The sequence below is a fragment of the Desulfovibrio sp. genome, from assembly GCF_034006445.1.
Taxonomy (GTDB): Bacteria; Desulfobacterota; Desulfovibrionia; order Desulfovibrionales; family Desulfovibrionaceae; genus Desulfovibrio.
The window spans coordinates 531,279-554,903 of record NZ_JAVESS010000001.1 but is presented as its reverse complement, the minus strand read 5'-3'; the positions used below and the strand labels follow the sequence as shown (position 1 = coordinate 554,903).

The window sequence follows — 23,625 nt, the reverse complement described above, 5'->3', positions numbered from 1 at the left end:
ACTGAATTGCATGAATGTAATCTGTTCTCATGGTAAAGACCGCCACTTTAATCTTCCGCGCCAGCATCACGCCAAAGCACAACCATCTGCTTGTGACCGTAGTTACGCCTCTGCTTCCCGAGCCCCTGTACCGCAGCTACCCCAAGGAAATGGGCGAGGTCGCAGCAGTGGAGCGGGCAGTGGGACACGCCGCGGCGCTGCTCACTGCGCTACTTCCTGAGCAGCCGGTGCGGGTGACGTGGCAGGGGGTGCTTGAAGTTCTTGAGCTTTAAGCAAAATGAGGTTTGCCGTGCGCGCAGGCACGTTTGCCCGGCCATTGCGCATGGCGCGGTAATGGTCCCTGCTGAACCCAAGTTCTGATGCAGCCATTGAGTGGGATCCATAAAATTGTGCAAGAGTTGTAAATGCATCCTGGATATTCATTTTCTACCTCTGGCGGCATGATAAGAGATTATAGCCTATCAATCAACGGGCAAATTGGCCAATTGATAATCTCTTACCCTGCTGTACGGTAACTTCATGAACGGATTTCAATTTGAACGCGCTCTCGTGGAGCTAATAAGCGAAATTTCCTTGAAAAAAGGAATTAAGGCTAAACCTTTGGCGGAAAAAGCTTGGACGCAACGAAAAGATGCGGGAACGAAGTGGCGGAAAATTCGAAATGGGGATCCGCCTCAAGAGCTTTCTGTTCGAGATGCTTACGATTTGGCGTGTGCTATGGGGGTGTCCATTACGGATCTCTGTGGAGCCGTACAGAGCAAGGCACTTGAAACAACTTTTGAATGCGCAAAAAATGTCGCGTCCGAAAAAAAGATGCAGATCCCACACTCGGCGGAAATCGGATCTGAGGAAAATGGCTCTGCCTACAAAAATTGAGCAGTGAGCTGGAGGCTGTGGCCTGGGTGCTGGTGGGGTATTAAGATAGAATTGGAGGTGTGCGCATGCCAGACTCTCAACGATTTGATTATAAAAAAGCTTGGCTTGACCTTCACCAAGAAAATGTAATGGCAATATCAAAAGCCGCTTACAATATTAGACTTGCTCATTTTTCTGCTATTATCGACTATTCAAAAATCGCTATAAATGGTGCCTTTTTACTGAACGGAATGGCCGGTATTGCAATATTTTCACACTTGGAAAAACTCGGCAGCACTGGAATTGGATCTCTTATGGGATGTGCATGGGGTGCTATATTGGCAGTATTGTGTGGAGGGGTTTCATATCTTGCTCAGCGCGCCTACTCCGCAGCTTTTGACCGAAACGTAAACGAAGAAATTTCTTTTTATTTTAATAGTATCCAGCGTGTTATGAAAGAAGACATGTCCCTAACGGACAAGCCTAAAATAAAATCTGCCATACTAGGAAATGCGCTAAGTTGTTCCGCTTGTTTGTTCTGGTGTGCATCGGTAGGGTGTTTTTTGAGGGCTATATACTGTTCATTTCCAGCGCTACAATGAGAATTAGCGCTTATAATTAAATATCAATGAAGGGGTTTTAAATCTTTCATTTTTTCTTTTTTCCTCTTCTATTCCAAGATATATTGAAACGAAAATAAAAAGCACCATCCCCAAAAAGAACAATATGACCTCTAATTTTTGATACCACTCACACATTTCTGTCCCTCTTTCCTCGCCCCCCTGGGGGCTTTTTTGTTTTCTTACGCTATAGACTTTGTTATCTTGTGGGCAATCGGAGGAACCATGACTCAAACAGCAGTGACTTCTGAACCGACACCCGAAGCACAAAAAATTGCATTCAATACAAAATATAGCACAACCCTTGATGCTGTCTTGCGCTCAGCATTGGATGATTACAATCAAACAACCTACACAATAAAGCGGTTTCAGCATTCAACAATAAAATCATACCTATGGATAGCAACTGTTGTTTTTGCAGCAGAACTTGCATTTTTTGCAGACATCGCGTCAACAAAACAGCTTATTGCGTTTATCGACCTCACGGTTGATGTGCAGAGTAAAGTTTTTAAATTTTTCTCCTGCCTGTCACTAATTCTATCTCTGGTCGTTTTTCTTCTTGGCGTAGATACCATGAGAGGCAGAGGTAAGGGTGTGGGGCCAACAGTTTTCCCTTGGACTAAGATTGGAGATCTTGCCTTTGATGATTGTGATGAGTTCTATACGGATAGCTGCCGGATAACCCTTATCAGGGATATTCAAGAAGCCATCACTCAGCACGTAGCAGAATCCAACTCCATAGGTGTAAAATTACGATGCATGTCATGGGGCGTGCTCGCTTCAGTGGGCACAGCTTTGGTTACACTGCTCTGCTAACATTAAAAAAGGAGGCGCTTCATGGGTGACGGATCTAAACCTTCACGCCCGGCCCAGCCTCGCCCCCAACCGCAGCCGACACCAACGGCCAGTGGTGGGAGCGGGGGGACACGTATAACCAACAACAGGAATCCGCCGACCAACCCTAAACCCCCGGCGCCTCCGCAGCGTAAGGGATAGCCACTCGACAATCTGTTTCCGCCCCTCACCGAGGGGCTTTTTTTGCGCCCGCTGAACTGCGGGTGGTCACATCAGCAAGCTATCAACAATGTCCTTTTTAATTCTCAACTCTTCATCTGTCAGAGGGCGCCGCTCGGCTTGCTTGCCCCCAGGCCGCCCTGAAACGGCAAATATGGCCGATGCCTGCTCCGGCGGAATGTTGTGCATCAACACCGCGCTCACGAATGCCTGATAGTCTTTGAGTTTATCCGCCATGTTGGGGTCGCCTTGCGAGAACGCTGCGTAGTCTTTTTCTTTCTCGGTCATGTCTTTTCCTTGGGGGATATGTTTCTGGCTGTTGGGTTTCCTTATGGTTTTAATATGTCCATAGGTAAGAGATTAGCACTTATTTTTTTCTTGCATAGTAAGCTAAAATCTCTTACTTTGATTTCACCGACGCACTGCCAGCGGCGAACACAGCCCCCGGGCGAAAGTAGCCACAAGTGGAAGAGCAGAGGGAAGGCCACAAGTACCGGGTGCAGGACAGCCGCAAGCCCACGGGAGCGGGAAGGCAAACGAAGCGCAGGGAAGGCTGAGGAAGAGCAGGGGAACTGGCCCGGTGCAGAAGGGGTAGGGGCGAAAAGACGGTGGCGTGCAAGCGTCGGCCTCCCGAAAGGGCGCAAGGTAGCTGTTGACCGACCATTACAGCGAAACTTTAAGGAATTTCTTTTGACCGCTGGCGACCAGATTGCTGACATCGGCAAAATGGTCGTTGGCGGAACTGGAGAGATTACGGCAGGTGCGGCCCTGGCGAACGAGGCAAAGACGTACATACTGGCGCTTTGTGGGAGATAACGCAGCAAAACCAGTTGGAAAAACGACACACCGCCCGGCGCGAATCCGGGGCCTGCCTTCAACTTGCAGCGCTCCACGTCTTTGCTGTTTCTCTGTGGTTGCGCGGAGCCGGGTGCATTGTGTGTCCGGCTTTTACAACTCCCGACATCAGTCGGTTTACATACACGGCCGGGGGTAATTCCCCGGCCTCAACTTTTACGGGGGCCGCCATGAGCGAAGAGCTTTACACGCCTGAAGAGGATGAACTTGAAATCCTCGCCTCAGAAAGAACCTGCGGCAATTGTCGCTTCTGGGATCGCTCCGAAGCCATGGTGGTTCCCGTTTATGACCGCAACTGCATCCGGCGCGGTGAGCTTGCCGTGTGCCCCTGCAAACGCGGCGCGGTTGAAGCTGATGCGGGCGTGTCCGTCACACTGATGGCCTCAGATGGCCGCTGCGACAATCACGCTGACGCATTCGAGCCGTGTTCAGATTTCCTTGACGAGTTGGCGAATCCGCCGTGCTGCAAAACTTACGGAGTCCACCCTGGCGTGGATTTTCCGGCAAGCCTGTAGGGGAGGGGAGTATGCTTGATATTCAACTTGCATATCTGGGCGATTGGCTGCGCGCCGTGGCCCTGGCTGGCCTTGTCCCTTTGGCGGTGGCCGTGTGCAGCAAACTGATAGGTGGCTGACATGTGGCATGAACTCAATCCCCTGAAAAACTGGCGCGGCTGGGCATTGGCTCTGGCCATGCTCCTACTTTTCGCAATCGTCGGCAGCCTCGACGGCCCAGAAGAACACGCGGCCTATGCTGAGGCGGCCAGGAAGATACAGATGGCGCATATAAAACAATGAGCATGATAAATATCCGCGCATCGTCCTTGGCTGAGCTTTTTGACTGTCCGGCACGATGGGAAGCTAAATATGTCAAAGGGATGCGGTTGCCAGCGTCGGACGCCGCGCGTCTTGGCACCGCCGTGCATGCGGGTGCTGCACTTTTTGACCAGCGAATCATTGAAGGCAACCCCCTCACGCCCGATGAAGCCGCTGGCGCCGTTGTGGATGCCATACATCATCCCAACGAAGACGTTGATTGGGGGGAGTCGTCGCCACGAGAGGCTGAGAGCATAGCGTTGCCACTGCACAGAATGTACTGCGAGCAAATATCCCCACAACAGGCATATGTCGCCGTTGAAGCAACCTGCGACGATCTCCCCATAGAAGACGTTGGCTTGATTCTCACTGGTACCTTGGACCGCATATACGAAGCGCACGACGGATGCTTGGGCATAGCCGATATCAAAACGGGCAAGAGCGCGGTTGCTGCTGATGGCACGGTTAATACCAAGGGGCATGCCGCCCAGATGGGCGTGTATGAGCTTATGGCGTCCAGGGCAACAGGATTGCCAATTGATGCCCCTGCAAAAATTATGGGCCTGCAGGTCGCAAAAACGGATAAGGGCCGCAGGGCCGGGGTAGGGGAGATATCCGGTGCCCGCTCACTGCTTGTTGGTGGTGATGAAGGTCCAGGGCTTCTCACCATCGCATCAAATATGCTGCACAGCGGTCTGTTTTACGGAAATCCCAAGTCGCAAATCTGCGGAGAAAAATACTGCCCGGCTTTCCATGTCTGCCGGTGGAAGAGGTAACTACCATGACTCAGGCTGCAACCGTATCCCAGGCGCCGCGCCCCGGCGGCAATACGACAAGCCTCGCGGAATTGAAGGCATCAACTCGCAGCCTCCCGGGTGAAACCCAGATTGGCTTTTTTACGGCTGGCGGGCTTGACCTCATGCAAAGGGCGGCACATCTGCTTTCCAACTCGACATTGGTGCCGAAACAATACCAATCCACATGGGTCAAGCGCGATAAATACGGCAACCAAGAAGGGCCGACAACCCAAAATCCTAACGCCATTTCCAACTGTGTGCTGGCCTTGAATATGTCGCAGCGCCTTGGTGCCGACCCTCTCATGATCATGCAGAATCTGTACATCGTCGAAGGGCGGCCGGGCTGGTCGTCACAGTTTATCACGGCGGCAATCAACGCATGCGGTAAGTTCAGCCCTTTGCGATTCGAAATCGAAGACCTTGGGGAACAAACCTTTGAATGGTCGGAAAAAGTATGGGAGCAAAACCCGCAGACCGGCAAAAACTTTCGCAAGGACGTGTCCCAAAAAGCCCGCCTCAAAAATATGAGGTGCGTGGCTTGGGCCATTGAAAAAGCCACCGGAGAGCGCATTTCGTCGCCCCCGGTCACTATTGAAATGGCTGTCCTTGAAGGATGGTACGGGAAGGATGGTTCAAAGTGGAAGACCATGCCGGAAGTCATGCTTCGCTACCGGGCAGCCTCATTCTTTGGCAAGCTCTACGCCCCTGAATTGCTCATGGGCATACAGACCGCCGAAGAAATTCACGACACCATTGATTTGTCTGAAATGTCGCCTGGGTCGTTCGGCTTTGATGAAGAGCCAAAGCCAATGACCATGGACGACATAAAAGCGACATTGCCGCAGGCCGCCACCAGCGAACATATCAACGTGGATACCGGCGAGGTTACGCCCAAGGAAATGGCACCGGCGCGCGAGAAAGTATCGGTGCAGGAAAAGCCCCATGTTCAAAAGGAAAAGCAGGCGGCCCCCAAGGAGCCCGCGCCGCAACCTCAGCAGCAGAACAACCTGAACCCAAACGCCCTGAACCAAAACGCCTTTCCCTGCCCGCGTACAGACGGCGAACGCATGGTGACGGAGGCCGACTGCGAAAAATGCAGCATGCGGCCGCGATGCCCTGAATGGGATAACGTTGAGTTGCCCGAGGAGGGATAAATGGCCATAGCAGATCCACGCATGAAGCTCCAGTCAAGCCCGCCCGCAGTCAGTTTCGATTTCGCAGGGCTTGTGGCCTGGGCCAGGGGCATGACCGGAAAATACGACGGGCTTGTGATCACTGATGATCAAGTACCAGAAATTCGTGAATGCATGGCTGAGCTCAACAAAGCCAAAATCAGCCTGGACAACGCCCGTAAAGAAACAGTCAAAGAGTTGAGCGAACCGCTCCGTGATTTTGAGAAGCAGATTAAAAAGGTCACGACAATCTTCGACGACACATACAAGGCTCTCAGTGAGCAGGTGCAGCACTTTGTTGAACAAGAGCGCGAAAAGAAGCGCGAGGTGGTACAGGACATCATCATTGAAGAACTGGACGCGCACAAAGTTGAAGTCCATCCCTTCCCGATCCCCATTCAAGACAAGTGGCTGAACAAGTCCACGTCGTTGAAGTCCATTCGCGAATCTGTCCAGGACATTATTTGTCAGCGCATTGAATCTGAGCGTATGCAGCACCAGGCTGAGCAGGCGAGGGTAGAGCGGGCTGCGGCAATCGAACAGGCCGTTAAAGCGGCCAACGCTGAACGCGGTATAGAACTCTCCGTAGCACAGTTCATGACGCCCAGGAATAGCGACCTTGGTACCCCTCTCGATTCAGTATGCGCTGAAATCAAGACTGCTGCGGAGCGGGAGGTGGCACGCCTGGCATCTGTCAAGGAACCTGCGCGACCTGTTACAATAATGCATCGCCAACCTCCCCCTCGTGAACCTGCGGCTGAACAGCCGTCGCCGCAACCCGCCCCCCTGCCCATTGTGGCCGCAGGCCCGGATAAAACCATGTCAATCATTATAACTTACAGCCCGGCAAACGAAGCTGCCGTGCGTAGCGCTTTGGCAACCCTTCGGGGAACATGCACCACGTTCAGCGCACGCCTCCGATAAACTTCCACCTCACACACCCCCACAAAAGCCCGCGGCGTTTCCCATGCGGCGCGGGCACCTTTTTTTAGGAGAGCAACATGGCCAGAAAGAAAGCGAAAGCGCTCCCGCGCCCCGAGCCGGAAATGTACACCATCTACGGCGACATCATACAGGAAACAGAAGACGCCATCCTGCTGGCGTGCAACGGCGATGAAGTTTGGCTGGCAAAGAGTCAAGTCGAATACGCCGGGGAGCGCGGCGATACGGATGTTGAAGTGACACTGCCAGATTGGCTGGCAGAGGACAAAGGGCTGGTGGATGGCCAGGGGTACGCAAAGGTTTTCGGAGACGGTGAGGAGCAGGCAGCCGCACCCGCAAAAGTGACGGAATTTACCCCGAAAGGTGATGGCATCCGCTGCCAAGACTGCGTGAATTACGACGAGGATGAACACAACGTCCTCGATGTGTGCAACGAATGCACCCGGTTCGGGCACACGGCGGGCATCAGTGACAATTTCGTTGCCGTCGCGTCTGGCCCTAACGCAACAGTTGAACTCACCCTGACCATTGTTGAATTCTCTGAAGACGGTGAAACGGCCACCGTTGAAGATCGCCACGGCAACACGGCCGACCTGTCCACAAGGGAGTTCACGCATGATGCCGAAGAAATCAACGTGGGCGATACGCTGTTATGCCACGTCATGGCCAGCGCCATTGAGCCCACCGACCTTTGTCCTGATGCGCCTGAGGAAGATGAGGAGGGCGACAGTGAGCCTCACGACGAGCCCCAGGACAGCAACGTCCCGCCCTCCTGCCTGCGCGGACGTGATGTGCATTGGCTCAAGCGGGACACCTGCACCAAGGCGTTTCCGCTATCCGACGAAGACAAAATTGCCCTGGGCAAGGAAATGGCCGCAGCACAGGCCAAGGTTGACGAGCTTGAAGGCGATCTTGCCGACGTGCGCAAGGAATACAAGGCAAAGATTGACGCGGAACAAAAGCGACTGAGCAAAGCCGCTGCCGAGTTCCGAAAGGGCAAAACCGAGCCGCAAGGCGTGCTGTGCGACGTGTACCAGGACTTTGATTCCGGCGAACTCGTGTTCGTCACTGCCGATGAGGTGGCAGAAGAGGTTATGCGCCGCCCCATGACCCCAGAAGAGCGCCGCCCGACGCTGTTTGACGGGCCTCCTGACTCCAAGGGCCACTCCGCGCCCTTGGGCGAAGATCCCCGCAAAAAGGGCATCACGGAGCCGACGCCGCAGACGTGGGGGCACACCTGCATCAACTGCGCCCACATCGACAACGCTGAAGACGGCGCGCAGGCCGAAGAATGCGCCAACTGTGCTCAAACCGTTGAAGGCGGCCTGGACAAATGGACGCCGCGCCGTGAGTGCCCTACCTGCAACTACAAGAGCATGGCAGTCAACATGCCCCCGTGCAACACCTGCATGCGCAACCCCGAAGCCGAAGACGGCGCCAAGGATGACAACTGGATCTCGGACGGCGTGAACACGGGAACAGTGCCAGCTGAAATTTCCGACGATGTGCCAGCCGACCAGCCGCCAGTGGCCGTGGAGCACCAAGCAACGGAATCCGCCGTTCAATGAGCGGCTACGACAATCCGAACCGCCCTGAATTCACGGGGAAGAGCAAATCGAAGAACTTTGCCCGCATCTACGCAAGTTGCAAGGGCGAACGGCTCAGTGATGGCAAACCGTCCCGCGCATGCAAAAAGTGTGGGACTGTTTCAAAAAAGAAGAAGTGTCCCATATGTGGATGTGGGATGTTTGAAAAATTGTGAGATCCCCTACATGACCGCCAGCGCTTGGAACCGTTGGCGGGACTTGTGGAGGAACTATGCAGATGCAATTAACCTTAGCGCGGGCACTGTTCAGTAAAGATCCTCTTCCACATTGCCTGTCAAAGCTTCTTAGCGACCTAGCAAGTGATTGGATAGGAGAGGTGTTGACACGATCTGTTGAAATGAGATTTTATAAAAAGGAGGTGGACAATGGAACTGGGATCTTATTTAAAATTAATGATTGTTATAAGTTTAGCGTTGTCTGCAATTTTTTTGATCCGTGCCTCACGAATAAGGATCTGGATATCAGGGGCAATTGGCGGTCCAACTTTTCCTTCACTGACATTACTTGAAAAGGTTACAACCCTTTTACATGCGCCAGAAAGACTCGCACACCAAAAATGCGTTGCCCTTTCCAGTTGGTTTAATGCAGTTGGTGCCTTTTTTGCTTTTATTGGCGCTGTAGGCACTGCCTTAGAATTCTTGATTAGTTGAGAAAAAGTTTGTCATACACCAATAAGCCGCCTCACTGGGCGGCTTTTTTATTTCTCAGCCATGACATCCTCTCATGAAGGTGGGCCGCGCATGCCGTAAACGCGGGGAGTTTCTTATGCCTACAGCAACCAATATTGAATGGGCCGACTTGACCATCAATCCCACGCGGGGTTGCTCCCACTGTTCCCCCGGCTGCGATAATTGCTATGCCGAGCGCTTTGCCGCGCGGCTTGCCCGCAATCCGCAGACGGCCCACGCCTATGCCGGGTTGGTAGATGCAAACGGCAAGTGGACGGGCAAGGTCAGTGAGCAGGATTTGTCCATTTTTGACCGGCTGCCCAAAACGCCCAAGCGCATTTTCATCGGCAGCATGACGGATCTGTTTTTCAGCGGCGTCAATGACACGCCCCGGCAGGACGTTACCCTGGTGGACGGTGGCGAAGTGGAGTTTGCACCTGACACCATGCATGTGCGTATTGCCATGCTTACTTTGCATATCCAAAAACACCACCAGCACACTTTCATGATGCTGACCAAGCGGCCTGAAAACATGGAAACAGTCATGCCGCTGATGCTGAAACGCCCGTTGCCGAACCTGTGGCTTGGCGTCACCATCTGTAACCGTCATGAACTTTGGAAATTGGACTTCTTGCGCGAAACCCCCGCCGCACTTCGCTTCGTATCTTTTGAACCGCTTCTTTCTGACCTTGGAACAGTTGATCTTTCCGGCATTGGCTGGGTTATCTGCGGCGGAGAAACCGGCCTCGGCGCACGGCCAATGAGCCCAGACTGGGTTAGGAGCCTGCGGGACCAGTGCCAAGATGTGGGGGTGCCGTTCTTCTTCAAGTCCTGGGGTGAGTGGTTTCCGTGCCTTCCAAGCTGCTGCGGCCCAAGCGGATACGCCGAACCAGTACATATATGGGATGCAAAGATTTGGAGCCATCGTACAGGCAAGAAACGCGCTGGCCGCCTGCTGGATGGCCGTGAATACAGCGAAACCCCGGAGGACCGCCATGACTGACACGATCCCATCGCCAAAGGAGCGCCCCATCCTTTTTTCAGGCCCGATGGTCCGCGCAATTTTGGAGGGCAGAAAAAGCCAGACGCGACGGGTTGTAAAACACTGGGAAGAGGACGGGGATATTGACTGTTACTGTGTGTCAACCTTCGCCGGGTATGTGCCAAAATGGCCTTCCCCACACGGCAAGCCCGGTGACCGCCTTTGGGTGCGGGAAACTTTCAGACAGTGGGATACAGATATGTGCGGATGCGGTGAGAATTGCATATGCCCACCATCAGGCACCCCCTGTTACCGGGCGACGGTGAACCCGAAAGCAGAGGCGTCTATAGATGAATGCTATACGCCCTGGCGTCCTTCCATCCACATGCCCCGTTGGGCATCGCGCATTACCTTGGAGATAATCGGCATCCGCGTTGAGCGGTTGCAGAATATAAGCATGCAAGACGCACAGGCTGAAGGCGTAAATTGCCCCGTGGAATGTGACCGTCCCTGTGTTCGCTGTGGAACGTGCGCTGATAGTAACCGCACAGTGCCCATATCGCATCAATGCAACCCGGTATCCGCATTTGCCGATCTTTGGGACTCCATCAACGGTAAGCGGCCTGGCTGCGCCTGGGCTGATAATCCTTGGGTGTGGGTAATTGAATTTAATATGAAGGAGACTGAGTTATGAATTGCGCTGAATCCATTTCGGCCATTATTGTACCTACTGCTGCCGATATAAAAAGTGACCCTGGCAGGATGCTTCGGGCCAAAGATGCCATGAAATTTCTTGGCATGTCCCGCCCGACTTTCTACCGTTATATTAAGAAAGGGATAGTCCCAAAACAGCGTTACATGGGTACAACGCCTTATTGGCGGCTTGGCGACCTGCAGCGCATTTATGACAATCTTGCAGAAGCACCGGCAGATACTGCCCTTAACCCGTCCAAATAATCTGCCCATTTCTGCATCATAGCACGGCGTTCATCCATGTATGCAGCCCGGTTATAAATGGCCCTGACTGAATCGCCGTTTTTGTGAGCTAACTGCGCCTCAATCACATCTGCGCGGAATTCTCCAAGCTCATTAAGCAGGGTAGAGGCCATGGAGCGAAATCCATGCGCCGTCATCTCTTCGCTGGTATACCCCATCCTGCGCAAAGCGCTGGTCACACCGTTTTCCGAGAGCGGCCGCCATTTACGGGGCCCCGGGAAAACATACCTGCCGTGCCCCGTCAGTGGGCGCAATCCCTCCAAGACTTCCAGGGCCTGCCGTGAAAGCGGTATTCTATGCTCACGGCGGGCCTTCATCTTTTCAGCGGGAATACGCCATTCCCGTTCCTCAAAATCTATTTCTCCCCATTCTGCATGCCGAATTTCTCCCGGACGCGCAAAGGTCAGAGCCGACAATTTGAGTGCCGCTCTTACGATTGCGCTTCCCTTGTAGTCATCAATGCCCAACATGAGCGCCCCGACCTCTTTAGGGGCAGTAATTGCGGCCAAGCTTTGCGTGGCATGAGGGACAAGTGCCCCCCTCAAGTCTCTGCACGGATCTGAGGTGACGGCGCCAATGGCGACACCATACCGAAAAACCTGAGAGCATATCCCAAGCACGCGTTGGGCAGTCTCATAAGCTTTTCGCTCTTCGATTTTTCGCAGCATTGCCAAGACATCTTGGGGCGCAATCTGAGCTATATCAGCGTCGCCAAGGGCCGGGTATGCATCAAGCTCCAAACGCCTTTGCACTGTAATAGCATGACTATCTGCCCAAACATTACCCATGTTCATGCGCCAGGCTTCGGCAACGTCTTTGAATTTTTTCTGTGTGCCTTCTGTTTGGCACCCTGGATTATGGGCAGGGGCACTTGATGGGGCATTGCCAGAAGCAATCAGCTTTCTCAAGTCATCACGTTTGTCACGCGCCTGCTTCAAACTTACCTCTGGCCAGACCCCAAGCGCGGCACGTTTTTCTTTGCCGTCAATGCGATACTTCAGCCGCCAATATTTTCCACCGCTGGGCGTAACTTCAAGGTACATCCCTAGGGTGTCATAATACCTCTGGACCTTTTCGCCTGGCTTAATTGCGCGCAGCTTAATTTCTGTCAGTGGGGGCATATGTGGGGGCACCTTTGGTAGAATTTTAAACATGCCCCCATGTGATGCCCCCAATAAACATGAGCTGTCAAGATACAGAGAGACACACAGAGAAACAGAAAAACCCTTTAAACTGGCTAAAACAAAAGGCTCACGAGTCTTTATGAGACATCGTGAGCCTTGCTGAAATTGTTTGATGGTGGAGGCGGGGGGAATCGAACCCCCGTCCGAGAACATTCCACTCGAAGCATCTACAGGTTTAGTTCAGGAATAGATTTCACCACGTTGTTGGCCCCTGAACAGGCGCAACGCAGCAATCTCGCCGGTAACCTCCTCGCGGAAAACCCCGGTGAGCTCCGGTCTCCGCCAGCCTGATAAGTGTCGCCATCCAGGGTTATCAGGCATAGCCCTGGACGACGTGACCGTTAAACGGTCTTTGCCTCGCTGTTATTAGGCAGCGTAAGCGTAGTCGTAATCGTTGTTGGCAATTACTTTTGTGCCGCTTTTTACGAGGCCAGCGGCGCCTCGACCTGCCGCTAAGGCTTCCACGTCCCCGTCGAAACCAGTGCGCCCCCATATATGGTGGAAGAGGAATATAAGACTGTTATGCCCGATTGGCAAGCTCAACGGATATAGAAATGTGAGAGCGGCCCTTTAAGGCACATATGGTATCGGCTGAACAGGGGGGCTTCCAGTGTTTCTTCCTGCGCTGCCAGTGCTTGCTGAGCCTGTGAGGCCACGGCAAGACCGTGGGAAAGCAGGGCCGCTTGAGCCATTTGCTGAAAGAGCCGCTGCAGACTGGGTTGTTGAGCGATAATGCGACACAAACCTTCCGCATCCGCATCACTGCCTTCCACGACAAGTTTACCCGCAGCAGACAGGTACAGCAGCAGCCGACTTTCAAGCTTCAGGCCAATTTGTTCAACCTGACTGCGGATCTGCGTCATAAAGGCTTCCTGCATGATCTCAAGTCGGGCTTCCAGGGCCTCAACAAGGCAGTCTCCAGAGCGCTCAAGCTCACGCAGGATTTGCAGGGTTGTTTCATCAAGGGCTGCCAGGGGGGATCCTTCATACACCCAACGGTGCTGATTGGATGAAACATTGCCGGACTGCACGTGGAGCATGCTGTTTATCTGGTTTTGGCTTTCAGGTGTCACAGGCTACCCCGCATATGCTTATGGTCATTTTTTCCGTGTAAAGTCACAGTGCCCTATATAAAGCAAGATGGGTGCCATACCGGTCAGAAAAAGCCACTGCCAAAAAGTATTCTAGAAAATATCAAGAATATCTTCAAAGTACAATTTGTCGTTGAGATATCATTAATGAAAAAGAGGGGAGGGGATAGAGCAGAGCGCCAAAAAATGAGCACTTTGGAGCAGCAAGGAACAGCGGCAAAATCTTCCGACACGTTCAGTCTTTGCGGAATCCGGGCAATTGAGGATAGAGATGCCGGTTATTGCGCCTCAAGGCTGCGGGCCACAGCCTCGCCCTGTGCGCCTCCACCGGCCATGCGGGCCAGCTCCTCATGGCGAGCCGCCTTGTCCAGTGGCAGACAGAGCGTGAAAGTGGCGTTGTCCCGTATGGTTTTACTGATCTGAAAATGCTTGCGTGCCCGGGCCGCAAGCTGCGGCCAGTGCGTTATAAGAAGCATCTGGCGACTGCTTGCCAGCGCGTACAGTTTTTCGGCCAGCTTGTTGAGGGTTAGGCCGCCAACTCCGGCGTCGACTTCGTCAAAAATAAAAATGGCGCTTTCCTCATCTTGCCGTACGCTGGCGAGAGCCAGCAAAAAGCGCGAAAGTTCGCCGCCCGAAGCTATTTTATCCAGGGGTTGCGGGGGTTGGCCAGGGTTGGGTGCCCACAGGATGCGCCCGCGCTCATCACTGATGCCTGGCCAGATTTCATGCTGTTCGAAATGGGGAATGACGCGCACCTGTTCTGAAAAACCCAGTTGCCGCAGTTCCTCTTCAAGCGCATTTGCCATGAGGGTTGCCGCGCTGCGGCGCAGGGGGAGGATTTGCGCGACTATGCCAGAAAGCTGCTCTGCAAGCGCTTCTTCTTCCCTGCCAAGGCGGGCAAGATCAAGAGCGCAAATGTCGAGAAACGACAAGTTTTCAACGATTTCTTCACGCAAGGACAATATTTGCGGCAAAGTGCGGTGCAGCTTGCGTTTGAGTTGGGCCAGAGCAAAAAGTCTCTCTTCAACCTGGTCCATATCAGGCAGGTCTTCCATGGGAGAGGGGCGGCGCAGGCGGCCGCCCAGGTGAAACAACTGCTGGCGGAGCGCGGTAACGGCATCTGCATCGCTTTGCAGACTGTCGTCATCCCTGGCCATGCGTGTGAGCACTTTTTCAAAGTGACTGAGCATGTCCAACAGACCCTCAGCATCATCACCGTGCAAAAGAGCCAGAGCCTGTTCATAATTTTCGCGCACATGCTCAAGAGAGCGGGCCTTGGCCCGGGTTTCTTCCAGCCGCTCCTCTTCATTTTCTTCTGGAGCGACCTTGTCAATTTCCTGTTGCTGCATTTCAAGCAGTTCGCGCTTTTCAGCCAGCCCGGCCTGACGCTCCAGCAGCGCCTTGCGTTGGGCCGAGGTTTCATTCAGACGGGCGAGCAGGGCGTCTCGTTCACGCAAGAGTTCCGGGTTACCAAGGCCACTTTCGAGAAGACGCGCCTGAAACGCGGGCTGTAAAAGTTTTTGCTGCGCGTGTTGGCTTGTGTGCGCCACAAGTCGGGGGCGTAAATCACGCAGACTGTCCTGAGAGCGCAGTTCGTCATTGATGTACAAGCGACTGCGGCCGCTTTCCGCCAGAATTTCGCGGCGAAAGACCATGTCTTCGCCATCAAGCGTAAAAAGGGCCTCAACCTGGGCGCGTTCTGTTCCTGCGCGCACCATATCCGCAGTGAGTCTGTCGCCAAGCAAAAAGCCAAGAGCTTTAAGAATAAAGCTCTTGCCAGCTCCGGTTTCACCGGTAAGCACGTTCATGCCCGGTTCGAACTCCAGCTGCATATCTTCGATGAGGGCGAGATTGCGGATGCGCAGGTATTCCAGCATATTATTTACGCCATCAATTATTTAAAGTTAATCTTTAACTTGAAGTTTGTGGTCTTGCGCAGTGTATCAGCGCCGCAGCCTGGGGTCAAAAATATCTCTCAGGCTTTCACCCAGCAGGTTGTAGCCAAGCACGGTTATGAGGATAGCCAGACCGGGATAGACCGACAGCCAGGAGGCGCTTTCGATCACGGCTTTTCCTTCCATAAGCATATTGCCCCAACTGGCGGTGGGAGGCTGGACGCCAAGCCCGAGAAAACTCAGGCTCGATTCGACCAGAATGGCCCCGGCAACGCCCAATGTGGCCGTAATAAGCACAGGGGCCAAGGCGTTGGGCAAAATATGACGGATAAGAATTTTGCTCGTTGGCGTGCCCGCAAGGCGTGCAGCGTCGACAAATTCGCGCTCGCGCAAGCTGAGGGTCTCGGCGCGGACAAGTCGCGTCACGCCCATCCACGAGGTGAGTCCGATGACAATCATTATATTGGTAAGGTCCGGTTCCAGAAAAGCAATGACCGCCAGGATAAGAAAAAATGAAGGAAAACACAGCATCACGTCGACAGCGCGCATGATGACTTCATCCACCCATCGCCTGAAATAGCCGCTGATAAGCCCCAAGGTGGTGCCAATGCTGATGGATATGCCCACAGCTACAAAACCGACCCAAAGCGATATGCGCCCGCCATACAGCAGGCGAGAAAAGACGTCGCGCCCAAGTCTGTCGGTTCCAAGCCAGAAAAGCGAGGAGGGCGGTTCCAGAATATGGTCAAGGTGCAGCGTGTCCGGATGGTAGGGGGCAATGGCTGGGGCAAGCAGGGCCGCCAGGGACATGCCCAAAACAATAAAAAGGCCGAGCAGCAGCATGATATGGCGGCCAAGCAGTTTTTTGAGGGCGTTGGGCAACATCAGGCATCGTCCTTTGCGTTTCTGATGCGCGGGTCAGCCAGGCCGTAGCACACGTCAGCAAGCAGGTTGCCAAACAGGGTAAGTACCGCTCCCAGAACAAGGTTGCCCATTATCATTGTATAGTCGCGGGCCATGACCGCGGCGTAAAAAAGCTGGCCAAGACCCGGCAGGGCAAAAATTGATTCAATGATGACGCTGCCGCCAATGAGGCCGGGCACGGAAAGCCCAAGGAGCGTGATGACAGGCAGCAGGGCGTTGCGCAATGCGTGACGCCTGATAATGGTTGTTTCGCTCAGGCCTTTTGCTCTGGCCGTGAGGATATAATCCTGACGCAGCACTTCAAGCATGCAGGCGCGCATGTAGCGCGACATGCTGGCAAGGCCGCCAACCGTATACACGAGGATGGGCAAAGCCAGGTGTTTGGCCAGATCGCAAAATTTCCCCCACAAGGTCAGCTGCTCATAGTTCATGGATGTCAGGCCGGAAATGGGCAGCCACTGCAGCTCGATGCCGAAAAACATCATGAGCAGCAGGGCCAGCCAAAAAGACGGCATGGCAAAACCCAAAAAAACCAGAACAGTGACAGAGCGGTCAAAGAGCGAGTTCTGGCGGCACGCCGAGGCTATGCCAACGGGAATGGCAATAAGCAGGGTAAGAAGCATTGCCGTAACGTTCATGCCCACGGTAAGGGGCAGGCGTTCCATAATCTTTGTCAGCACCGGGCGGGAATCCGCCGACATGGAGTTGCCGAAATCAAAATGCAGCAGGCGCAGCAGCCAGTCCCAGTATTGCACATAGATGGGGCGGTCGAGGCCGTACAAAACCTCAAGCCTTTGCCGGGCGGCTTCACCAGCCAGGGGATTCAGGGTGGTTTCCATATCCGTGGGCGAACCCGGAGCCAGATGTATGACCCAGAAGCTGATAAGCGTAATGCCCCATAGCACCAGAAGCATCCAGAGCGTTTTGCGCAGGATGCCAGCTGCTATGTCGGCCAGTCTGGCGCGGCGGTTATGCGAGGGCAGGGGAGGCATGGGCGGCTCTCTATTCGGTACGGGTCATCCACTGGCGCATGTCTTCCACTTCTTTCTGCCATTGCGAGGAAAGCCGCAGGCCAAGAAAACGGGCGTACAGGGCGTCGAGAAGGTTGGTGCATACTTCCATAAGGTAGAACTTTTCAAGCAGCAGGGCATCAGGATCGTCATCACTATCGCCCTTGTCGAGCTTGGGGGTTTTCAGGCTGTTAAGGCAGAAGTCTTCTGCTTTAAGTGATACCTGAAATGCCAGCTCTTCTTTTTCAAGGCGAATCAGTGCGCGGCTGACTTTTTTGCCGGTGCCAAGGCCAAAGCGCGCCTCGCGCAGGGGAGAGAGCGACCCGGAGACCGAGGCTGTTTCGCGAGCATCGCCTTCTCCGCCCTGGACAACAATTCTCTGTTCCATAGAGACGGAAAAGGGGGCTCCTTCCTTGTCAGTAAACGCGCCGGGAGCCGTATCGCTCTGATACCAGAGCCAGGTCAGAAATTCTTGACCAAGAACAATGTCGGTGGATTCTCCAAGATAGGGCATACTCATGTACTGGCTCCGCTAAGACAGGGGGGCAAATTGTGTGGCTTCAAGCTGATCGAGACGCGAAAGGCCGTCCTCATCAAGCATGGAATCCGCCAGATTGTAGGGCGTCAACTGTTCAAGCTTCAGGTCAAAGGTTTTAAGAAATTCCTCAATAAAAAGGTCAATCATCTTGCTTTGAGTTGAAGCAAACCAGACTTCATTTCTGTCGATGGACCAAAGCACGTTGAACTCACTGGGGATGGGCAAAAAGCGCATCCGCAGCCGGAGCATGACCTGCTCCTTGAGTTCCTTTTTGCGTTCACGCGAAACGAAGTTCTTTCCCTGTTCGTGCATGCGGTTCTTTTCGTCGCGCAGGGCCACGGCCAGATGCTTTTTGATAACACCGGCAGGAATGCGCCGCATATCAAGGCGCAAGGAAAAAACGATATATGCGCCTTTTTGCGGCGGCGCCGTAGCCCATTCGGTATCCAGCATGTCTTCATAGCAGACCCATCCCTGAGCCTGCATTTCAGGAATATCGTCAATATCCCGAAAAGCGTATTGCTTCAGTTTGTCGGGGATCTGTGCCCAAAGGTCATTGGGGATCGGATCAAGTATGCGAAAGCGGGTAAAGCTGCACGCACTGTTGGCAAAGCCCATGAAAACTCCTTGATTGGAAACATCCGCCGAATATATTGGTTGGCGCTGGTTTGTGTTGTACGTCAGAGCCGCCTTGTGAGCAAGTCTGCCATATGTGGCCAAAAGCATCGGTCATCATCAGATGGAGAGGGTTTGGGCTACGAGTCTGAGACCCGAAACCACGGTGTTCGGGATAGAAAGCGCTCTCGCATCTGTTTATAATAATGTCCCATAATGATAATTATGTAAACTTTAGTATAAAAATACTCCATGAAATGTGGATCAGTCCTTGACCTCTCACCCCTCTCCTTGCACCATGCCTTACAGCATTTACTGCAAGGAGAAGACGGTGGCATCTCACAATCGTTCGCAACGGCCTGATACAAAACGCCCGACATCACGCGCAACATCCGGGGCCCATAAAGATTTTTCACGAACTGCGCGTGCTGACCTGCAAAAAGGACCCGCGCCTGAGCCATCATCTCCAATGGGTGGCAAAGCCTCTTCATTGTCCAAGCCTGCCCATAACCGAGACGGTGCGGCTGGCGGAAAAGCCACTGGCAACCCTTTGCCTGCGCACAAATCTGATTCCGGCTCTGATTCCGGTACAGAAGACTCCTTGCGTTTAAACAAAGCCATTGCTGCTTCCGGACTGTGCTCACGCCGGAAAGCAGACGAATTTATCCTTGCCGGTCGTGTTGTCGTTAACGGTGTGCCCGAGGTTAACCCTGGTCGCCAGGTACAGCCGAGCGATGTTATTGCCGTTGATGGCCGATTGCTTAACGCTGCGCAAAATTTTTGCTATCTCATGCTTTACAAACCAGTACAGGTGGTTTGCACCGTCAGTGACCCGGAGGGTCGCCCTACTGTTATGGATTATCTGCCGGAAGACGTGCGTAAGCTTCGCCTCTACCCTGTCGGACGTCTTGATTACTTTTCGGAAGGATTACTGCTGCTGACCAATGATGGCCAGCTTGCCCAGCGCCTTACGCATCCCCGGCATCATCAGCCAAAAGTCTATGAAGTTCTTGTGCGCGGAGCTGTGCCAGGTGCGGCGTTGTCGGCCATGCGGCGGGGCATGGTGCTGGCTGAAGGTGAAAAACTCATGCCTGTGGAAGTGGACGCCCGCCCTGCTGCAAATGGCACTCTGATGCGCATGGTTCTGCATCAGGGGATCAACCGCCAGATTCGCCGCATGTGCCGCGACTTTGGACTGACCATTCTGCGTCTGAAACGCGTTGCGCAGGGGCCACTGGAACTGGGGCGGCTTGCCCCGGGGGCGGCACGGCACCTGAGCACGGTGGAGGTCACTGCATTGAAAAAAAGTGTTGCAATATAAGGAGGCTGAAATGCGGAAGCTTGTTTTGTGCTCTTTGATTGCTTTTGCCCTATGCGTCAACACTTCGGCCGCGTTCGGCGCAAGCGCGCCTGACAAGGCAATGGAAGCGGCAAACTCCTGGCTTGCCCTGGCCGACAAAGGCGACGCCCTGGCGACGTGGAATCAGGCTGCCGCAGCATTCAAAGCCGGCATCGAGCTGAAGGAATGGAAAAAGACCCTGCCCAAAGCCCGGCAGCCTCTCGGCGATGTCATAACCAGAAAGGTATCGTCGTCAGAAACAACTGCGACGCTGCCCGGCGTTCCCGATGGTGAATATGCGATTTTTCGTTTTCAAACAGGCTTTGCGCAGAAAAAAGAAGCCGTGGAAGCCTTGCTGATGCAAAAGGAAAACGATGGCGTCTGGCGCACCATAGGCTACTTTATCAAGTAGCGCTCTTTGGAAAAAATCCGGCTCCTTACGGAGCCGGATTGGAAATATTCCCGCAAAGATTAGCGCTTCTTTTGTTCAGGATTTGAGCAGTCGATCCAGAAAATCAATGGCGTCCTTTTGCATGTCGTTCAAATGTTCTTCACCCTTAAAACTTTCTGTATATACCTTGCAAATGGGTTCGGTTCCAGAGGGGCGCACCGCAAACCAGCCGTCAGCGCTGGAAACCTTTACGCCGCCTATGGGCGCGTCGTTGCCAGGCGCCCTGGTAATAACCTCCGTAACCGGCGAACCACCAAGTTCTTTCATGTCCACACTTTCTGGCGTCAGCGCCTTGAGCTTGGCACGCACCTGATCATCGGCCGGAGCATCCAGGCGCTGATACACGGGGCTGCCCAGCCGCGCTGTGAGTTTTTCATACAACTCGCTGGGCGACGCCTGCTCTACTGCCATCATCTCGGCAGCCAGCAGACACATGAGAGGGCCATCCTTGTCAGTGCTCCAGGGGCTGCCGTCAAAGCACAGGAAAGATGCCCCGGCGCTTTCTTCGCATCCCAGGCCGCAACGGCCGTTCAGAAGATAGGGCACAAACCACTTGAAGCCCACGGGCACTTCCACCACAGGACGCTTTATGTCCTGCCCCACCCTGTCCAGCAGGGCGCTGGTGACAAGCGTCTTGCCAATACCGGCATCAACGGGCCAGGCATCGCGCGTACGGAACAGGTACCAGGCGGCTACAGACAAAAAATGGTTGGGGTTCATAAGTCCCTGACTGGTGACAATGCCATGGCGATCTGAATCGGGATCGCAGGCCACGGCAAGGTCAAAACGGTCGCGCATGTGCAGAAGGCCGCTCATGGCATAGGGCGAGGAACAGTCCATGCGGATTTTACCGTCTTTGTCAAAAGGCACAAAGCGGAATGTAGGGTCTACCGCCTTGTTGACCACAGTAATATCTATTCCATAGGTTTCAGCTATGGGTTCCCACATCTGCAGGCTTGCCCCGCCCAGAGGGTCCACACCAAGGCGCAACCCGGAAGCTGCAATGGCCTTCATGTTCAGGACTTTGGGCAGGTCAGCAACATAAGAGCCTATGAAGTCATATTCTTCTACCAGCGGAGAGCTGAGCGCAGCTCGCAGATGGGTCAACTGCACGCCGCGATTGCCTTTTTCAAGGTAGGCATTGGCATTTTTTTCTATCAGGTCGGTAACGTGCGTTTCAGCCGGGCCGCCGTGAGGCGGATTATATTTGAAGCCGCCGTCACGAGGGGGATTATGTGAAGGAGTGATGACGATGCCGTCGGCCAGGGCCGTGACGCGCCCGGCATTCCAGCTCAGGATGGCGTGCGAGATGGCAGGGGTCGCTGTGTACATTCCTGTGGGAGCGATGCGCACCTGCACGTCATTGGCCACCAGCACCTCAAGGGCCGAACGAAAGGCCGCCTCTGACAGGGCATGGGTATCGCCCCCCAAAAAGAGCGGCCCGTCAATGCCATTGGCCTTTCGGTAGTCGCATACGGCTTGAGTGATGGCATAAATATGTTCTTCATTAAAGGTTTGCAGCAGCGAAGAGCCGCGATGCCCGGATGTGCCAAACGACACCCGCTGGGCCGGAACAGCGGGATTGGGATATTCGGTAAAATAGGCGCTGACAAGAACAGGAATATTTTCAAGGTCTTCCGGTGTAGGAAATTCTCCGGCTCTGGCATGGACTACAGGCATGACGTACCTCCGCTGTAATTGCAAATTAGCATAGGGGATTAGGGCTTGTCACGCGCGAGGCAGGCGGAAACAGGGCGCAAAAAAGGGGTCGCCCCGCTTTGAGGCGACCCCGAAATCAAGGGTTGGCGTAATGGCCGTCCCTATTTACCGAGAGGCACAGTACGGAAGGCAACATCACCACGCCGCGAAATTTGCAGCATGATGGCTCCGCGCTTGACTCCCTCCTCGTTCACAATTTTTGACAACGCTGCAGACGTGTTCACAGGCTTCAGGTTCGCCTTGAGAATCACGTCTCCGGGGCGCAGATCAACGTCAGCGGCTGGCTTGTTGGCAGCCACATCAACGATGAGCAGGCCTTCGTTCTTGTCAATCTTCATATCGCGGCGTTCGGCGTCATTCAAGGGGCGAACCGAAATGCCGAGCAAACCTTCGCTTTGTTTGGCTTCACCCTTGCTTCCGGCTGCAGCCTGGGAAGTGGACTGGCGTTCGCCCAGGGTCACCGTAAGATCCATGGTCTTGCCGTCACGCCAGACCTTGATGACGGCCTGGCTGCCGGGAGTTTTTTCGGCAATGGCGCGCAACAGGGCTGAGGCGTCGTCAATGTCCTTGCCGTCCACGGCCACAATTACGTCGCCGTCCTTCATGCCGCCTTTGGCCGCAGGTTCATTTTCCATAACGCTGCCGATAAGGGCGCCCTTGGCGTCCTTCATGCCCAAAGCCTTGGCCGCGTTCTCTTCAACGTCCTGAATGGTCACACCGATCCAGCCGCGGCTGACTTTTTTGCCGCTCTTGATCTGGTCGATGATTTTGGCGGCCATGTTGCTGGGGATAGCAAAGCCAATGCCCTGCCCGCTGGCAATGATGGCTGTATTGATGCCTACAACCTGTCCCTGCATGTTCAGCAGCGGGCCGCCACTGTTGCCGGGATTGATGGAGGCGTCAGTCTGAAGAAAGTTGTCAAAAGGACCAGCGTGAATATTACGGTTTTTGGCAGACAGAATACCAGCAGTCACCGTGTGATCCAGACCAAAGGGGTTGCCGATGGCCAGCAGCCATTCGCCGACATTAAGGGCGTCGGAATTGCCAAAAACCAGAAAAGGCAGATCTGTTTTTCCATCAACCTTCAGCAGGGCCAAATCTGTTTCTTCATCAGCCCCAATAAGGGTGGCCGTAAAAGAATCACTTTTACCGTTTTTTTGATCCAGCGTAACGCGGATGACATCGGCATCGGCTACCACATGGTTGTTGGTGACGATATAACCGTCAGCCGACACCAAAAAACCAGAGCCAAGCGATTTTTGCTTGGATTGGGGCCTTTTGCCGTCGCGCCTGCCGCCAAACTGATCAAAAAACTTGTCAAAGCCTGGAGGCATATTGCGGAACATCTCGCCGAAAAGTTCTTCAGAGCCGCCGCCACTGGTGGTCGTTTTTTCAGTATTGATATTGACGACCGCAGGGCCGCTTTTGGCGGCCAGTTCGCTGAAGTCCGGCAGGTTTATTGCCTGGGCAAACTGGGCCGTCACCACAAAGGTAACGGCCAGCAGCCCTGCTAAACATCTTTTTATAAACATGGAA

25 protein-coding genes and 1 other RNA gene are annotated in these 23,625 nt (G+C 53.9%); 15 read left to right on the top strand and 11 right to left on the bottom strand.

Annotation, left to right across the window (positions count from 1 at the left end; all coding sequences use genetic code 11):
• Positions 1–29 precede the first annotated feature (29 nt).
• From RBR41_RS02295 to RBR41_RS02280, 4 genes are all read left to right on the top strand, one after another.
• Positions 30–272 (top strand): hypothetical protein, encoded by a 243-nt coding sequence (locus RBR41_RS02295; protein WP_320350680.1) that lies wholly within the window; start codon positions 30–32, stop codon positions 270–272.
• A gap of 247 nt (positions 273–519) precedes the next feature.
• Positions 520–876 carry a hypothetical protein gene (locus RBR41_RS02290; protein WP_320350678.1) on the top strand — a complete coding sequence of 119 codons (357 nt, stop codon included), beginning with the start codon at positions 520–522 and terminating at the stop codon, positions 874–876.
• Between the two features lie 65 nt (positions 877–941).
• Positions 942–1,457, top strand: coding sequence for a hypothetical protein (locus RBR41_RS02285; RefSeq protein WP_320350677.1), 516 nt, complete (start codon positions 942–944; stop codon positions 1,455–1,457).
• 243 nt (positions 1,458–1,700) lie between these two features.
• Positions 1,701–2,291, top strand: coding sequence for a hypothetical protein (locus RBR41_RS02280; RefSeq protein ID WP_320350675.1), 591 nt, complete (start codon positions 1,701–1,703; stop codon positions 2,289–2,291).
• Positions 2,292–2,537: 246 nt separating this feature from the next.
• Here the strand turns inward: RBR41_RS02280 and RBR41_RS02275 are convergent, their stop codons facing one another.
• The gene (locus RBR41_RS02275) at positions 2,538–2,777 is read right to left on the bottom strand and encodes a hypothetical protein (protein ID WP_320350674.1); all 240 of its coding nucleotides are present in this window, start codon (positions 2,775–2,777) and stop codon (positions 2,538–2,540) included.
• 737 nt (positions 2,778–3,514) lie between these two features.
• Between RBR41_RS02275 and RBR41_RS02270 the strand changes: the two genes are divergently transcribed.
• The 9 genes from RBR41_RS02270 to RBR41_RS02230 all read left to right on the top strand — a co-directional run bounded on the left by RBR41_RS02270 (position 3,515) and on the right by RBR41_RS02230 (position 11,284).
• Positions 3,515–3,859: a hypothetical protein gene (locus RBR41_RS02270; RefSeq protein ID WP_320350672.1), complete on the top strand. Its 345-nt coding sequence runs from the start codon at positions 3,515–3,517 to the stop codon at positions 3,857–3,859.
• Positions 3,860–3,979: 120 nt separating this feature from the next.
• A complete protein-coding gene (locus RBR41_RS02265; RefSeq protein WP_320350671.1) occupies positions 3,980–4,141 on the top strand; it encodes a hypothetical protein in 162 nt (53 codons plus the stop codon).
• Complete coding sequence (locus tag RBR41_RS02260; RefSeq protein WP_320350669.1) at positions 4,138–4,935, top strand: RecB family exonuclease; 798 nt, start codon at positions 4,138–4,140, stop codon at positions 4,933–4,935. The genes RBR41_RS02265 and RBR41_RS02260 overlap by 4 nt, the downstream gene beginning before the upstream one ends.
• Positions 4,936–5,078: 143 nt before the next feature.
• Positions 5,079–6,110: a hypothetical protein gene (locus RBR41_RS02255; RefSeq protein ID WP_320350667.1), complete on the top strand. Its 1,032-nt coding sequence runs from the start codon at positions 5,079–5,081 to the stop codon at positions 6,108–6,110.
• Positions 6,111–7,052: a DUF1351 domain-containing protein gene (locus tag RBR41_RS02250; RefSeq protein ID WP_320350666.1), complete on the top strand. Its 942-nt coding sequence runs from the start codon at positions 6,111–6,113 to the stop codon at positions 7,050–7,052.
• A gap of 77 nt (positions 7,053–7,129) precedes the next feature.
• Positions 7,130–8,638: a hypothetical protein gene (locus tag RBR41_RS02245; protein WP_320350664.1), complete on the top strand. Its 1,509-nt coding sequence runs from the start codon at positions 7,130–7,132 to the stop codon at positions 8,636–8,638.
• A gap of 404 nt (positions 8,639–9,042) precedes the next feature.
• Complete coding sequence (locus tag RBR41_RS02240; RefSeq protein ID WP_320350662.1) at positions 9,043–9,327, top strand: hypothetical protein; 285 nt, start codon at positions 9,043–9,045, stop codon at positions 9,325–9,327.
• Positions 9,328–9,442: 115 nt separating this feature from the next.
• A complete protein-coding gene (locus tag RBR41_RS02235) occupies positions 9,443–10,348 on the top strand; it encodes a phage Gp37/Gp68 family protein (RefSeq protein WP_320350660.1) in 906 nt (301 codons plus the stop codon).
• 669 nt (positions 10,349–11,017) lie between these two features.
• Entirely contained in the window at positions 11,018–11,284 is a 267-nt protein-coding gene (locus tag RBR41_RS02230) for a helix-turn-helix transcriptional regulator (RefSeq protein ID WP_320350658.1), read from the top strand.
• On the opposite strand, the gene RBR41_RS02225 is transcribed toward RBR41_RS02230, so the two are convergent.
• The 8 genes from RBR41_RS02225 to rdgC all read right to left on the bottom strand — a co-directional run bounded on the left by RBR41_RS02225 (position 11,230) and on the right by rdgC (position 18,583).
• A complete protein-coding gene (locus RBR41_RS02225) occupies positions 11,230–12,444 on the bottom strand; it encodes a tyrosine-type recombinase/integrase (protein WP_320350656.1) in 1,215 nt (404 codons plus the stop codon). The genes RBR41_RS02230 and RBR41_RS02225 overlap by 55 nt on opposite strands.
• A 176-nt stretch (positions 12,445–12,620) precedes the next feature.
• Positions 12,621–12,998: a transfer-messenger RNA gene (gene ssrA / locus RBR41_RS02220) on the bottom strand.
• 48 nt (positions 12,999–13,046) lie between these two features.
• Positions 13,047–13,580 (bottom strand): hypothetical protein, encoded by a 534-nt coding sequence (locus tag RBR41_RS02215; protein ID WP_320350654.1) that lies wholly within the window; start codon positions 13,578–13,580, stop codon positions 13,047–13,049.
• 296 nt (positions 13,581–13,876) lie between these two features.
• On the bottom strand, positions 13,877–15,475 hold the full coding sequence (locus RBR41_RS02210; protein ID WP_320350652.1) for a DNA repair protein RecN: 1,599 nt from the start codon (positions 15,473–15,475) through the stop codon (positions 13,877–13,879).
• Positions 15,476–15,541: 66 nt separating this feature from the next.
• Entirely contained in the window at positions 15,542–16,378 is an 837-nt protein-coding gene (locus tag RBR41_RS02205) for an ABC transporter permease (protein ID WP_320350651.1), read from the bottom strand.
• Positions 16,378–17,409 (bottom strand): ABC transporter permease, encoded by a 1,032-nt coding sequence (locus RBR41_RS02200; protein WP_320350650.1) that lies wholly within the window; start codon positions 17,407–17,409, stop codon positions 16,378–16,380. Before RBR41_RS02200 ends, RBR41_RS02205 begins: the two co-directional genes overlap by 1 nt.
• A gap of 10 nt (positions 17,410–17,419) precedes the next feature.
• Complete coding sequence (locus RBR41_RS02195) at positions 17,420–17,947, bottom strand: hypothetical protein (protein ID WP_179981615.1); 528 nt, start codon at positions 17,945–17,947, stop codon at positions 17,420–17,422.
• Between the two features lie 12 nt (positions 17,948–17,959).
• Complete coding sequence (gene rdgC / locus RBR41_RS02190; protein WP_320350647.1) at positions 17,960–18,583, bottom strand: recombination-associated protein RdgC; 624 nt, start codon at positions 18,581–18,583, stop codon at positions 17,960–17,962.
• A gap of 598 nt (positions 18,584–19,181) precedes the next feature.
• Here rdgC and RBR41_RS02185 point away from each other — a divergent pair.
• Positions 19,182–19,901 carry a pseudouridine synthase gene (locus tag RBR41_RS02185; RefSeq protein WP_413785124.1) on the top strand — a complete coding sequence of 240 codons (720 nt, stop codon included), beginning with the start codon at positions 19,182–19,184 and terminating at the stop codon, positions 19,899–19,901.
• A 10-nt stretch (positions 19,902–19,911) separates the two neighbouring features.
• Complete coding sequence (locus RBR41_RS02180) at positions 19,912–20,331, top strand: DUF4019 domain-containing protein (RefSeq protein WP_320350643.1); 420 nt, start codon at positions 19,912–19,914, stop codon at positions 20,329–20,331.
• A 75-nt stretch (positions 20,332–20,406) separates the two neighbouring features.
• Here RBR41_RS02180 and pgm read toward each other — a convergent pair whose 3' ends face one another.
• Positions 20,407–22,050, bottom strand: coding sequence for a phosphoglucomutase (alpha-D-glucose-1,6-bisphosphate-dependent) (gene pgm / locus RBR41_RS02175; protein ID WP_320350642.1), 1,644 nt, complete (start codon positions 22,048–22,050; stop codon positions 20,407–20,409).
• A 140-nt stretch (positions 22,051–22,190) separates the two neighbouring features.
• On the bottom strand, positions 22,191–23,621 hold the full coding sequence (locus RBR41_RS02170) for a DegQ family serine endoprotease (RefSeq protein WP_320350640.1): 1,431 nt from the start codon (positions 23,619–23,621) through the stop codon (positions 22,191–22,193).
• Positions 23,622–23,625: the final 4 nt, after the last annotated feature.